Genomic DNA, 13,591 nt, shown 5'->3' with positions numbered 1-13,591 from the left:
GATCAACCATCCACTTGTAAAATTGCCAGGAATGCTTCTTGCGGGATCTCCACGGAACCCACTTGCTTCATGCGCTTCTTACCCGCTTTTTGTTTTTCCAGCAATTTTTTCTTGCGGCTGATATCGCCGCCGTAGCACTTCGCCAGCACGTTCTTGCGCAAGGCTTTGACGTTCTCGCGCGAAATGATGTTGGCACCGATGGTTGCCTGAATAGCCACGTCGAACATCTGGCGCGGGATCAGTTCACGCATCTTGGCGGCGACCTGGCGGCCACGGTACTGGCTGTTCGAACGGTGCACGATGATGGCCAGCGCATCGACTTTTTCGCTGTTGATCAGCATGTCGACCTTGACCACGTCGGCCGCGCGGTATTCCTTGAACTCGTAATCCATCGAGGCATAGCCGCGCGACGTCGATTTCAGGCGATCGAAGAAGTCCAGCACGATCTCGGCCATCGGCATTTCATACACGAGCTTGACCTGGCGGCCGTGGTAACTCATGTCCATCTGGATGCCGCGCTTGCCGATACACAGGGTGATGACGGAGCCGACGTATTCCTGCGGCATGTACAGATTGACCGTGACGATAGGCTCGCGCACTTCCTCGATGCGCGACGGATCGGGCATCTTCGACGGGTTGTCGACGTTGATCAGGCTGCCGTCGCGCTGGATCACTTCATACACCACGGTAGGCGCCGTGGTAATGAGGTCCATGTCGAATTCGCGCTCTAGGCGTTCCTGCACGATTTCCATGTGCAGCAAGCCCAGGAAGCCGCAGCGGAAGCCGAAGCCCAGCGCCTGCGACACTTCCGGCTCGTACATCAGGGCCGCGTCGTTCAATTTCAGCTTTTCCAGCGAGTCGCGCAGCGCGTCGTACTGGTTCGCTTCCACGGGGAACAGGCCGGCAAACACTTGCGGCTGCACTTCCTTGAAGCCGGGCAATGGCGCGGCGGCAGGACGGCTGACCAGGGTCACGGTATCGCCCACCTTGGCCGCCTTCAATTCCTTGATGCCGGCGATGATGAAGCCCACCTGGCCTGCAGACAATTGCGGCAAGGATTGCGAACGCGGCGAGAACACGCCGATGTCTTCCACCAGTTGCACCGAATCGGTGGCCATCAGGCGGATCTTGTCTTTCGGTTTCAGGGTGCCGTTGACCACGCGTACCAGCATGACCACGCCGACATAGGCGTCATACCAGGAGTCGACGATCAGCGCCTGCAGCGGCGCATCAGGATCACCCTTCGGTGGCGGCACCTTGACGATCAGTTGCTCGAGCACGTCCAGTACGCCAAAGCCGGTCTTGGCCGAGCAATGCACGGCGTCGGCCGCGTCGATGCCGATCACGTCTTCGATCTCGGCAATAGCGTTCGGCGGGTCTGCGTTGGGCAAGTCGATCTTATTCAGGACAGGCACCACTTCCACGCCCAGGTCCAGCGCCGTGTAGCAGTTGGCGACTGTTTGCGCTTCCACGCCTTGCGACGCATCCACCACCAGCAGCGCGCCTTCGCAGGCGGACAGCGAGCGCGACACTTCATAGCTGAAGTCGACGTGACCAGGCGTATCGATCAGGTTCAGGTTATAGATCTGGCCATCGCGCGCCTTGTAGTGCAGGGCCGCCGTCTGCGCCTTGATGGTAATGCCGCGCTCGCGCTCCAGATCCATCGAATCGAGCACCTGCGCCTCCATCTCGCGGTCGGACAAGCCGCCGCACAATTGAATGATGCGGTCAGCCAGGGTCGATTTACCGTGGTCAATATGGGCGATGATGGAGAAATTGCGTATGTTGTTCATTAACTAATATATGTGCGAGTGACGACACTGCTTTAACAGGAATCATGGGGATCATGCTCGGGCCAAAACCGGGCGCCCCACTCATGATGAAAAAAGCGCTCCGAGCAGGACATCTGCATGCCCAGGCGAGCGCTTTTGAAGCGACAGAAGCTGCTGCCTCGGACAGTAGCTTTTTCGACCTCCCCATTTTACCGGATTTCAGAGCGGAAAGCCCGTCTTTCAGAGACCGGCACCGGGCGAGGCGACATTTTCAGCTGTTTTAAGCAGCAGAATGGTGCAATGCAGTGTCAATATTGACATTTCAACTATGCCAGGCGGCGACGTACGGCGGCCACATCCAGGAAATAATGGCATAGCTCGGGTTGGGTCAGGTCGCCAAACAGCACGGGCACAAGCTCATCGAAACGCGCCAGCAGCGAGGCATCGGGCGAAGTGTCGATATCGATCACATCTACCGTAAATGCTTGCTCAGGCGGCTGCAGCAGGAGCAAGGCGTCGAGCATGTCCTGGCATAAATGGCAGTAACTGCGGGAATAAAGGGTGAAATGCATGCGGAAAAAGGGGAAAGGCATCCCGGCAGGACCGGGATGCAGATTAGACCAGAAACCTACTTGAGCGCAGGACGCAGCGAGACGAACTGTGCCGTATCGCCACGGCGCACCAGCACCGCTGACGACTTCTTCGGATCGAGCTTGGCCACCAGGGCAAGGAACTGCTTGGCATCTTTCACGGCAACGTTATTCAATTGCAAGATCACATCGCCAGGCTGCAGGCCAGCCCGGGCCGCCACGCCATCGGCATCATCGACCAGCACGCCCGCATCGATCTTCAATTCCTGCTTTTTCGCAGCCGGCACATCGCTGACTTTCAACCCCAGTGCATTGACGGCTTGCGCCTCGGGCTCCCTGGCGCCCTTCTTGGCCGTTTTACCGCCTTCCAGTTCGACGACGGTAACAGCAATCTCTTGCTGCGCGCCATTGCGCCAGACGCTCACCGTCGACTTGCCATTGACGGCAGCGCCGCCTACCAGGCGCGGCAGGTCGGACGAACGCTCGATCAGGGCGCCGTTGAATTTCAGGATGATGTCACCGGGCTTGATGCCCGCCTTGTCTGCCGGACCACCGGGCTCCACCATCGACACTTGCGCACCCTTGGCATTGGGCAAGCCCAGCGATTCTGCCACGTCCTTGCTCAGCTCGCCGATCTGCACGCCGATGCGCCCGCGCACCACTTTCCCCGTCTTTTTCAGTTGCTCGCCCACGCGCATGGCTTCATCGATAGGTACGGCAAACGAAATGCCATTGTAGGCGCCGGACAAGGTGGCGATCTGCGAATTGATGCCGATCACTTCGCCCCGCATATTGATCAAGGGCCCTCCCGAGTTGCCGGGATTGACAGCCACGTCGCTCTGAATCAGGGGCAGGTAGTCGCCCGTGTCACGGGACTTGGCGGAAATGATGCCTGCCGTCACCGTATTTTCCAGGTTGAATGGCGATCCGATGGCGATCACCCACTCGCCCACGCGTATCTTGTTCGAGTCGCCGATGGTCAGGCGCGGCAAATTGGCGCCCTCGATCTTCAGCAGGGCCACGTCAGTGCGCGCATCGGCACCGATCACCTTGGCCTTGAATTCGCGCTTGTCCGTCAGGGTCACGTACACCTCGTCGGCACCGTCGACGACATGGGCATTGCTCAGGACATAACCATCGTTTGAAATAATGAAGCCGGAACCGACACCGCGCTGGACTTCCTGCTCCTGCGGCACGCCGCGACGGCCGCCGCGCGGCCCCTGCTGGCGCGGCGCGGGCATGGCGCCGCCAAAGAAACGGCGCAAGAATTCCTGCATTTCCTGCTCATCCTGACCGCCCGCGCCGGGCGTATTCATTTTCAGGCGCTCAGTGGTGCGGATATTGACTACGGCCGGGCCGACGGCGTCGACCAAGTCCGAGAAATCGGGCAACTTCACGGCCGACACGGCGGCATGCGCTGGTGGCGCCAGGCCCAGCATGCTGGGAGCAAGAAAGACGCCAGCCGTACCGAACAATAAAGCGGAAAGCGTCTTCACTGAAAACGACTTGCTGGCGGCACACATGTTTTTTTTCATGGAAAGGATCTTTTCGAGTATATAAACGGATCAAAACGCGAATCAGGCGATTGCCTGCGTGCATGATTGGCCGTCATGACGGCATCCCAGGGGCAAACACACCTGGCAGCGCGCATAGCAAACAATGCAACAATATATCGCAAAGCAATATATTGCCTGCGCACAGTGTCAATCGTAGCGAAGTCCAGTGTCAAGAGGGCCAACAGGATATTAAGCCTGGCATAAGATGGAAGTACGCTAGCGCTGCACCAGCGATGCCGCTTCCAAGGGCTCGGCCGCGGCGGCCGAAACGCTGGCAGTGGACAGGGGCGGCAATGACTGCGCAGGGACAGCCTGTCCGCCAGGCACCACCTCGGCGGCCAGCCGGCTGGCCAGGCGCGCGTCGAATTGGGCGCTCAGGGCATGGCCGCCCTGCTCCGAGCGCAGCACGTCGCCGATCAAGCGATAGGCCTGCCATGCCTGGCGACCCTGATCCATGTCGAGGGCGGCAAAAGCCAGTTCGCGTTCGCTCGCCGCCAGCTCGCCATCGACCAGGGCCGAAATCGTCTCGTGCAATCGTGTATGCGTATCCATGATGGGTCCTGCCATTTCAAGAGAATGGTTGCGCAAATAGGAGGCAACCATATATCGTTCATGTGTCCAAGATTACCAGCGCTTGTCAAGCGGCATGTCCAACAACGGTTTCAATTTCTCCGCTATCACTTCACGCGCGCGAAAAATGCGGCTGCGCACGGTGCCGATGGGGCACGCCATGATCGCCGATATCTCTTCATAGCTGAGGCCCTCGATCTCGCGCAGCACGATGGCGGTGCGCAAATCGATGGGCAGCAACGCCATGGCCGCATTGACCGTGGCGGCAATTTGCTTGCTGGCCAGCACCGATTCAGGCGTATTATTATCGCGCAATTTACTGCCGTCATCGAAAGACTCCGCCTGCTCAATGTCGGTATCGCTGGACGCGATGGCGCGCCGACCCTGCGTGGCAAGATAATTCTTGGCCGTATTGATACCGATGCGATACAACCAGGTGTAAAAAGCGGCATCGCCGCGAAAATGGCACAGCGCACGATATGCCTTGATAAAGGCTTCCTGCACCACGTCTTCGGCCTCCGACGGGTCATGCACGAGGCGCGACACCAGGCGCATCAAACGGCGCTGGTATTTCGATACCAGCACATCGAATGCCCGTTTGTCGCCAGCCTGCACCCGCTCGACCAGTAACTGATCATACTCGCGCTCTGTGCTCACGCCGAATGTCCCTGTAGTCATGCAGCGTGGCGTCTGTATGGATATAGAGTTGGCCCGCTGCAAGAAGTTCAGTGTTCGCCCACGTTTATTCTTCGCCACTGCGTACCGCGATCGCCCGGCACGCCACGGCCAGCGGGCGAAAGGCGGCGCAACTGCCGCCACGCTGCACCCACACCTGCGTGCGCCGCCCCGCCGCATCGGCCAGGCACAGCACCAGCAACGAAGGCCATAGGGTCGAGCCCGGCAACAGGCGCAGCACAGGTGGCACAGGTGGCACCGACGGCCCCGCGCCGGCCGCTTCCGCCGCGCCGCCGGCAGCACTCGCCGGCATCCCGTCATGCTCCAGATATACCGTCAGCCGCAGCTGGCCGACCGGCGAAATATCAAGTACCTGCGGCTTTCTGCGCTGGCACAGCAAAGCGAGCAAAAATATGCCGCCAGCCACACTCGACAGCGCACCGGCCCAGCCCAGCGCATAAGCACCCACCAGTTGGCCGGGACCGGGACCGGGGCCGGGAACAGAACTGGACAGGGCCGCAGCGGGCCACACGCCGCTCAGGGGCCAGGCGGCCAGCACCGCGCACAACCCCAGCGCCGCTTGCAGCAGGCGCAAACAGACAGGCGTGCGAATGACAGCCGCAACGGCAATGGACATATAGATAATTAAATGGAAAACATCAGGCGCGCCGGCTTCGTGCCGGGCAAATTCAGGCGCCAACGGGCGTTGGAGCCGAATCAGCGCTCACTACGGTTTGACCGTAGCGAGCGCTTGAAAGTTCCTACTTATTTCGCTTTACCGAAAATCAGCGTGCCATTCGTTCCGCCGAAGCCGAACGAATTCTTCACTGCATAATCGATCTTCATATCACGTGCCGTATTGGCACAGAAATCGAGATCACAAGTCGGATCCTGGTTGAAGATGTTGATGGTCGGTGGCGACACCTGATGGTGCAATGCCAAGACCGTAAACACCGCTTCCAGACCGCCCGCGCCGCCCAGCAAATGACCCGTCATCGACTTCGTCGAGTTGACGACCATCTGCTTGGCATGCTCGCCGAAGGTGCGTTTGATACCCATCACCTCCGCCACATCGCCTTGCGGGGTCGACGTGCCGTGCGCGTTCAGGTACTGAATCTGATCCGGGTTCAAGCCTGCGTTGTTGAGGGCCGCGATCACCGATTTGCTGCCGCCGCTACCATCTTCCAGCGGCGAGGTCATGTGATAAGCATCTGCGCTCATCCCGAAACCATGCACTTCAGCGTAGATCTTGGCACCACGGGCCACCGCGTGCTCGTACTCTTCCAGCACCATGACACCAGCGCCCTCGCCCAGCACGAAGCCGTCGCGGTCGACATCCCATGGACGCGATGCCGTTGCCGGATCGTCGTTGCGGGTCGACAAGGCACGCGCCGAAGCGAAACCGCCGAGGCCCAGCGGCGACACAGTCGATTCAGCACCGCCAGCAATCATGACGTCGGCATCGCCGTACTCGATCATGCGCGCTGCAGCACCTATGCTGTGCAAACCGGTGGTACACGCTGTCACGATCGCCAGGTTCGGACCCTTCAAACCATATTTGATCGAAAGGTTGCCAGAAATCATGTTAATGATCGAGGCAGGCACGAAAAATGGCGAGATACGGCGCGGACCGCGCTTTTCGTACTCGGATTTGGTTTCCTCGATCAGCGGCAAGCCACCGATACCGGAACCGATGATCACACCGATGCGCTCGGCATTTTCCTCGGTCACTTCCAGGCCGGAGTCCTGCATCGCCTGCATGCCGGCAGCCATGCCGTAATGGATAAAGGTGTCCATATGGCGGGCTTCCTTACCGGAGATGTAATCTTCGATATTGAAACCTTTGACTTCACCGGCAAAATGCGTAGTGAATGGCAATGCATCAAACTTGGTAATCGTGGCAATGCCGGATTTACCTTCAATGATTGCGCCCCACGCCTCGGCAATAGTATTGCCGACAGGTGAAACGCAGCCCAGGCCGGTGACAACAACACGACGGTTTTTAGAACGGCTCAAGCGATTCTCCTGAAGTCGGTCAGACAGGCTTAGGCCTTGACGTGTGCGGTGGCGTAGTCGATCGCCTGTTGCACGGTGGTGATTTTTTCAGCTTGTTCGTCAGGGATTTCCATTTCGAATTCGTCTTCCAGGGCCATGACCAGTTCCACGGTGTCCAGGGAATCGGCGCCGAGATCGTCGACGAAGGAGGATTCGATTTTGATGTCTGCTTCTGCAACGCCCAGTTGCTCAGCGACGATTTTCTTAACGCGTTGTTCGATATCCGACATGTTATGGCTCCAAAGTGTGTGTTACGGAAAGTGCGCGCATTTTATCAGGTTTGCGCGTCCGAATACTAATTTCGGTGTCTGCTGCTAATTCGACCGAAGCTGCTGCTAAAAGATGTGATTATAGACAAAAATGAACGTTCAATCATGCCACAAACGCCCACCCCGTCTAGCTTTCACATCAATTCATGTACATTCCGCCGTTCACGTGCAGGGTCGTGCCCGTGATATACGCCGCTTGCGGCGAGGCCAAAAAGGCCACCGCCGCTGCCACGTCTTGCGGCTTGCCCAGGCGTGACAGAGGAATTTGCGTCAACAGGGCCGCGTGCTGCTCTTCGCTCAGGGCCTTGGTCATGTCGGTATCGATGAAGCCGGGGGCGATGCAGTTCACGGTAATGTTGCGGCTGCCGATTTCGCGCGCCAGGGCGCGGCTCATGCCTTCCACGCCGGCCTTGGCGGCCGCGTAATTCATTTGCCCCGGATTGCCCGACGAGGCCACCACCGAAGTGATATTAATGATGCGCCCGGCTTTGGCTTTCATCATGCCACGCAGCACTGCGCGCGACAGGCGGCCGACGGCCGACAGGTTGGTGGAAATCACGCTATCCCACTCTTCATCCTTCATGCGCATGGCCAGCTGGTCTTGCGTGATGCCCGCATTGTTGACGAGGATAGACAGGCTGCCATAGGTTTTCTGCACTTCATCGACGACGGCCGCGCAGCGCGCCGCATCGGTCACGTTCAGAACCAGGCCCTTGCCCGCCACGCCTTCGGCGGCCAGGTAATCGGTGATGGCTTGCGCGCCACTTTCCGAGGTGGCGGTGCCAACCACGGTAGCACCGTGCTTGCCCAGTTCGGTGGCGATAGCGCGACCGATGCCGCGCGAAGCGCCCGTGACCAGCACGACTTGATTTGCTAAATTCATGAGTATCCTTAAAAGCATGCGCGGCAGACAGGCTGCCGCAATCTGATGTTTATTTGAGCTGCGTCAAAATGCGCTCCAACGAGGCCTGGTCGACAATGGCATCGCCCACCAGCACCGGATCGATGCGCTTGGCCAAGCCCATCAGGACCTTGCCCGGACCGCATTCGATCACTTGCGTGATGCCATCCAGAGCGACCCTTTGCATGGTTTCCACCCAGCGCACCGGGCTTGCCGCCTGGCGCACCAGCGCATCCTTGATGCCGGCGACATCGTTGACGATGGCCACGTCGACGTTGTTGATCAGCGCGATCTGTGGCGCCGAGAACGCCAAGCCGGTCATATACTCGCGCAAACGGTCCGATGCCGGCTTCAGCAGCGACGAGTGGAACGGTGCCGAAACGGGCAGCTTCATGGCGCGCTTGGCACCCTTGGCCTTGGCCAGTTCGCAAGCGCGCTCGACCGCAGCCGTGTGGCCGGCGATGACCACTTGCGCTGGCGCATTAAAATTGACGGGCTCGACCACCAGGGCCGGGTTTTCCGCCGCAGCTTGCGCACAGGCGGCGCGCACGTCATCATCCGACAGGCCCAGCACCACGGCCATCGTGCCCTGCCCCACGGGCACGGCTTCCTGCATGGCTTGCGCGCGGAAACGCACGAGCGGCACCGCATCCTTGAACGAGATGACGCCGGCGGCGACCAGTGCCGAATATTCACCGAGACTATGCCCGGCCACGACCGTCGGCACGGGGCCACCCGCTGCCAGCCAGGCGCGGTAAAAAGCCACGGCTGCCGTCAGCATCACCGGTTGTGTGTTGGTGGTCAGGTCCAACTCTTCCTTCGGACCTTCGGCGATCAGCTTGCCCAGGTCGAATTGCAGCGCGTCCGACGCTTCGGCGACGGTTTGCGCCACCACGGGGTTGCCAGCGAAACCGTCGAGCATCGCAATCGCTTGCGAGCCTTGACCGGGGAAAACAAATGCAAATTGTGTCATGTCGACTCCGTTTTTTTACTATTCATTCAGAGAACCAAATACAACTGCTGGGGTCAGTCCCTTCGGGAGCGCATTTCCCCAACGGGTCTGACCCCGGTGCTGACCAGTTTACATTCTTGCGAGTACCGCGCCCCAGGTAAAGCCGCCGCCCACGCCTTCCATCATGACGTTGTCGCCCTTCTTGACGCGACCGTCGCGCACGGCGATGTCGAGCGCCAGCGGAATCGAGGCCGCCGACGTGTTGCCATGCTGGTCGACAGTGACGACCATCTTGTCCAGCGGCAAGCCGAGCTTCTTGGCCGTGCTGTTCATGATGCGGATATTCGCCTGGTGCGGGATCAGCCAGTCGATCTGGTCCGATGTCATGTTGGCGTGGGCCAAAGCTTCGTGCGCGACCTTTTCCAGCACCGACACGGCCAGCTTGAACACGGCCGGGCCATCCATGTACAGGAATGCGCTGCCAGCGAGCGCGCCGCCAGCCAGGCTACCGGGCACGCTGAGGATGTTCGAGTGGCGACCGTCCGCATGCAGCTTGGTGGCCAGGATGCCCGGCTCGGTGGAGGCGGTCATGACGATGGCGCCGGCGCCGTCGCCGAACAGCACGCAGGTGCCGCGGTCATCGAAATTAAGAATGCGCGAAAACACTTCGGCGCCGATCACCAGCACGTTCTTGTGCATGCCAGATTGAATAAAACTGTCGGCCGTGGCGACTGCATACACGAAGCCGCTGCAGACGGCCTGCACATCGACGGCGGCGCAGTTGTTCGTGATGCCCAGCTTGTTTTGCACGATGCAAGCCGTGCTGGGGAAGCTGCCAAAGAAATCAGGGGTCGAACTGGCGACGATGATCAGATCCAGGTCGTTGCCGCTCAAGCCCGCCATTTCCAGCGCCTTCTTGGCAGCTTCCACGCCCAGGTCCGAGGAATTTTGCATTGGTGCCGCGTAATGGCGGGCCGAGATACCGCTGCGCGAGACGATCCATTCATCCGACGTTTCGATACCCTTGGCGGCGAGCTGTTCGGTCAAATCCTGGTTCGTCACGCGCCTCTCCGGCAAGTAGCTGCCGGTGCCGATAATTTTGCTGTAAGTTTTACTAAAAACAGTCATGCAAGTACCCGTCCACTAAATGGTAGAGCTTGTTGAAGTAGGTTCGTCCGGTACTGGCGTGCGCGGCATCAGCTCGGCGATCATACTGGCCAAGTGCGCTTGCACGTCATTTTTTGCCGCATCAAAGGCACGCCGCAAGGCCCATTCAAACGAATAGGCATCGGCGCTGCCATGACTCTTGAAGACCAGGCCACGCAAGCCCAGCAGGCTGGCGCCGTTGTAACGCGAAGGATTCAGGCGGTTACCGATGGCTTGCAAGGCGCCGCGCGCGATCAGCGCGCCCAGCATGGTGATCGGATTGCGCTTGAATTCTGACGTGAGCACGTCCTTCATGAAACGCGCCAGGCCTTCGATAGCTTTCAGGGTGACATTGCCGACAAAACCGTCGCAGACGACGATATCGGTCGTGCCCTTGAAGATATCATTGCCTTCCACGTTGCCGTAGAAGTTCAGTGCGCCACGCTCGTGGTCGGCCTGCAGCAACTTCGAGGTCAGTTTCACCACTTCATTGCCCTTGATATCTTCCGTGCCCACGTTCAGCAATCCGATCGTCGGACGTGCGATGCCTTCCATGGCGGACACCAGCACGGAACCCATGATGGCGAACTGATGCAAGTGATGCGGTTCGCAATCGACATTGGCACCCAGATCGAGCATGTAGGTCGGGCCGTTCTTTTGATTCGGCAAGATGCTGCAGATGGCCGGGCGGTCGACGCCGGACATGGTTTTCAATACATAGCGCGACACGGCCATCAGGGCTGCCGTATTACCGGCGGAAACGGAGGCTTGCGCCGCGCCGCTCTTGACCTGTTCGATGGCCACGCGCATGGAGGAATCCTTCTTGCGGCGCAGGGCCACTTCCAGGGGATCGTCCATGGTAACTTGTTCGGAGGCATGCAAGACCGACAGGCGCGGGTGCGTGTCAGCTTTATGTTTCTTCAGTTCGGCACGGATCACATCTTCCAATCCAACCAGGATCAGTTCTGCTTCAGGCTCATGTTTTACGAAGGAAATTGCTGCAGGGATAGTGACTGAGGGACCATGATCTCCGCCCATGCAGTCGATAGAAATTTTGATTGTCATTTGTGTTGATTCAATACCGCTGCGGGCGTGCGGCAAGATGTGAATCGGACTGGAGCATATTCAGGGCGTAGCACGTCATGCACGGACCTGGACAGCGTGATTCAAAATGACGGGTGTGCAAGATGAATTGCAGCCGATAAAAAAGAAGAAGCGGCGCCACGCCGAATAACCACGCAACACCGCTTTCATCTTACCCAACAAAAACGTCGATTACTCGTCGTTTTTGGTCTTCAACACTTTACGGCCACGATAGAAGCCGTTAGGGCTGATATGGTGACGCAGGTGTGTTTCGCCGGTAACTGGCTCGACGCTCAATTGCGGCGCGACCAGGAAGTCGTGCGAACGGTGCATGCCGCGCTTGGAAGGGGTTTTCTTGTTCTGTTGAACTGCCATGATGACTCCTAATACATAAGTTCTAAAATTTTAGCACAATCGATTGGCAAATACCTGCGAATCGAGTATCCCAGCGGCAAAGACTACCCGAAAATAGTCCGGACCGACATCGTTTATTACAATTACATTTCACTACACTTGCCATACTCGATTACAACACGCGTTTGACACGTTCTTTACTAGAAAAGCAGCAAAAACTGTCGCGCCACCTGCTCGCTACGGCTTTTGAGGCTCTCTACAAATCATTCCTACTTTATTCTGGCTTCAAGTCTTTCAGGGCCGCAAACGGCGACTTCTTTTCATTCTTGAGAGCATCGAGCTGCGACGTATCTGGGCAGACCTCATGTTTGGGCACCTGCGGCAGGGCCAGCAAGGCTTCATCTTCGAGCAGTGCCGCTGCATCCATGTTGCGGCTACCGACGATCACGTCGATCGTTTCATCGTTGATGATTTCTTCGATCTCGTCCGCGTGTTCGTCATCCTTGCCCAGCATCAGCGTGGTTGTTGAATCAATTGCGTAAGCATACGGAGTCAGGCAGCGCTGGCAAACCAGCTGAACGGTGCCGTTGACCGACAAGGTCAGTTGTGGGTAGCCCAGCTTGCTGGTGCCGCCAACGATCTTCCAGGCGATCTCGCCGGAAGCATCTGCACAATCCTTGGTCAACCGGGTCATTTCAGCGACAGCAGTTACACCCTCGCGGCTCCCGCTGATACGACAAAAATCAAAGGCGTCGATCACAAAAGCATTCATTGGTAGAAAATTTCCCCGGAAAACCTGCGATAATAACAGGGTTTTCAGCACCGAGTCAAAGCCTACGCACGTTTTTTGACGACTCGATTGCCGTATTTGTGACAAAATCAGTGATGAACTCGGCGGTAAGCCCTGTTGCAAACTCATCAACATCATTAACACCGTCATGCCGCATGGGGCTTCAGTGATGAGTCCTAAGCCCTGGAATTTGCGTGACATTCCACTGACATCGACCAAGGCGCCCTGCCGGCCGCCATCTAACACCGAATGATACCAACTTCCACCCCATTGCGCTTGATTCTTGCATCGAGTTCAGCCTACCGCAAGGAACTGCTGCAACGCCTGCGCCTGCCTTTCGAGGTCGCCGTGCCCGATCTCGACGAAAGTGCCCTGCCCGGCGAAAGCCCCAGCGCCACGGCCCTGCGCCTGGCCCAAGCCAAGGCACAGGCCGTGCTCGAGCGCTACCCTGGCAGCGTCGTCATCGGCTCCGACCAGGTCGCCACCCTGGATGACGCGCAGATCGGCAAGCCGGGCAATCACGCCTGCGCCTTGCAGCAGCTACAAACCATGCGCGGGCGCCAGACCGTATTCCATACGGCCCTGTGCCTGCTCGACGGGCGCCACTCGCCCGCCGTAGCGCAAGTGGAAGATATTCAAACCATCGTTACCGTGCGCGACTTGTCCGACGCCGAACTGGACGCCTACCTGCGCATCGAGCAACCGTATGATTGCGCCGGCAGCGCCAAGAACGAGGGCTTGGGCATCGCCCTGCTCGAACGCATCGACAGCGTCGACCCCACCGCCCTCACCGGCTTGCCGCTGATCGCCCTGACGGGCATGCTGCGTAAGGCGGGCGTGACGTTTTTTAAAATTTAAATACCCCTAACGACAACATC

Annotated in this window: 15 protein-coding genes; 1 reads left to right on the top strand and 14 read right to left on the bottom strand. The window is 58.6% G+C overall.

Annotated features, from left to right (window positions below; translation table 11 throughout):
- Positions 1 to 2 precede the first annotated feature (2 nt).
- From lepA to ACQ4V8_RS19155, 14 genes are all read right to left on the bottom strand, one after another.
- On the bottom strand, positions 3 to 1,793 hold the full coding sequence (lepA, locus tag ACQ4V8_RS19220; protein ID WP_010399487.1) for a translation elongation factor 4: 1,791 nt from the start codon (positions 1,791 to 1,793) through the stop codon (positions 3 to 5).
- A gap of 305 nt (positions 1,794 to 2,098) precedes the next feature.
- A complete protein-coding gene (locus ACQ4V8_RS19215; protein ID WP_436572015.1) occupies positions 2,099 to 2,344 on the bottom strand; it encodes a glutaredoxin family protein in 246 nt (81 codons plus the stop codon).
- A gap of 56 nt (positions 2,345 to 2,400) precedes the next feature.
- Positions 2,401 to 3,897, bottom strand: a complete 1,497-nt coding sequence (locus ACQ4V8_RS19210; protein ID WP_010399491.1) for a DegQ family serine endoprotease — start codon at positions 3,895 to 3,897, stop codon at positions 2,401 to 2,403.
- A 237-nt stretch (positions 3,898 to 4,134) separates the two neighbouring features.
- On the bottom strand, positions 4,135 to 4,470 hold the full coding sequence (locus ACQ4V8_RS19205) for a sigma-E factor negative regulatory protein (RefSeq protein ID WP_070346865.1): 336 nt from the start codon (positions 4,468 to 4,470) through the stop codon (positions 4,135 to 4,137).
- Positions 4,471 to 4,542: 72 nt separating this feature from the next.
- Positions 4,543 to 5,166: an RNA polymerase sigma factor RpoE gene (gene rpoE / locus ACQ4V8_RS19200; protein ID WP_043462313.1), complete on the bottom strand. Its 624-nt coding sequence runs from the start codon at positions 5,164 to 5,166 to the stop codon at positions 4,543 to 4,545.
- A gap of 64 nt (positions 5,167 to 5,230) precedes the next feature.
- Positions 5,231 to 5,800 (bottom strand): hypothetical protein, encoded by a 570-nt coding sequence (locus ACQ4V8_RS19195; protein WP_436572014.1) that lies wholly within the window; start codon positions 5,798 to 5,800, stop codon positions 5,231 to 5,233.
- A 128-nt stretch (positions 5,801 to 5,928) separates the two neighbouring features.
- On the bottom strand, positions 5,929 to 7,179 hold the full coding sequence (gene fabF, locus ACQ4V8_RS19190) for a beta-ketoacyl-ACP synthase II (RefSeq protein WP_010399499.1): 1,251 nt from the start codon (positions 7,177 to 7,179) through the stop codon (positions 5,929 to 5,931).
- A 29-nt stretch (positions 7,180 to 7,208) separates the two neighbouring features.
- A complete protein-coding gene (gene acpP / locus ACQ4V8_RS19185; RefSeq protein WP_008449912.1) occupies positions 7,209 to 7,448 on the bottom strand; it encodes an acyl carrier protein in 240 nt (79 codons plus the stop codon).
- Positions 7,449 to 7,626: 178 nt separating this feature from the next.
- The gene (fabG, locus tag ACQ4V8_RS19180) at positions 7,627 to 8,370 is read right to left on the bottom strand and encodes a 3-oxoacyl-ACP reductase FabG (RefSeq protein ID WP_010399510.1); all 744 of its coding nucleotides are present in this window, start codon (positions 8,368 to 8,370) and stop codon (positions 7,627 to 7,629) included.
- Positions 8,371 to 8,419: 49 nt separating this feature from the next.
- Positions 8,420 to 9,361: an ACP S-malonyltransferase gene (gene fabD / locus ACQ4V8_RS19175; protein WP_010399512.1), complete on the bottom strand. Its 942-nt coding sequence runs from the start codon at positions 9,359 to 9,361 to the stop codon at positions 8,420 to 8,422.
- Between the two features lie 108 nt (positions 9,362 to 9,469).
- A complete protein-coding gene (locus ACQ4V8_RS19170; RefSeq protein ID WP_436572013.1) occupies positions 9,470 to 10,468 on the bottom strand; it encodes a beta-ketoacyl-ACP synthase III in 999 nt (332 codons plus the stop codon).
- Positions 10,469 to 10,483: 15 nt separating this feature from the next.
- On the bottom strand, positions 10,484 to 11,551 hold the full coding sequence (plsX, locus tag ACQ4V8_RS19165) for a phosphate acyltransferase PlsX (RefSeq protein ID WP_029496521.1): 1,068 nt from the start codon (positions 11,549 to 11,551) through the stop codon (positions 10,484 to 10,486).
- 210 nt (positions 11,552 to 11,761) lie between these two features.
- Positions 11,762 to 11,944 carry a 50S ribosomal protein L32 gene (gene rpmF, locus ACQ4V8_RS19160; RefSeq protein ID WP_010399517.1) on the bottom strand — a complete coding sequence of 61 codons (183 nt, stop codon included), beginning with the start codon at positions 11,942 to 11,944 and terminating at the stop codon, positions 11,762 to 11,764.
- A gap of 253 nt (positions 11,945 to 12,197) precedes the next feature.
- Entirely contained in the window at positions 12,198 to 12,695 is a 498-nt protein-coding gene (locus ACQ4V8_RS19155; RefSeq protein WP_010399519.1) for a YceD family protein, read from the bottom strand.
- A 267-nt stretch (positions 12,696 to 12,962) separates the two neighbouring features.
- Here ACQ4V8_RS19155 and ACQ4V8_RS19150 point away from each other — a divergent pair, with 267 nt between their 5' ends.
- Positions 12,963 to 13,571 (top strand): Maf-like protein, encoded by a 609-nt coding sequence (locus ACQ4V8_RS19150; protein WP_029496522.1) that lies wholly within the window; start codon positions 12,963 to 12,965, stop codon positions 13,569 to 13,571.
- The last annotated feature ends 20 nt before the right edge of the window (positions 13,572 to 13,591 follow it).

This window comes from Janthinobacterium paucivorans, assembly GCF_051380805.1.
Taxonomy (GTDB): domain Bacteria; phylum Pseudomonadota; class Gammaproteobacteria; order Burkholderiales; family Burkholderiaceae_D; genus Janthinobacterium; species Janthinobacterium lividum_D.
The sequence above is the reverse complement of the archived record's forward strand: the minus strand, read 5'-3'. Positions and strand labels throughout refer to the sequence as shown.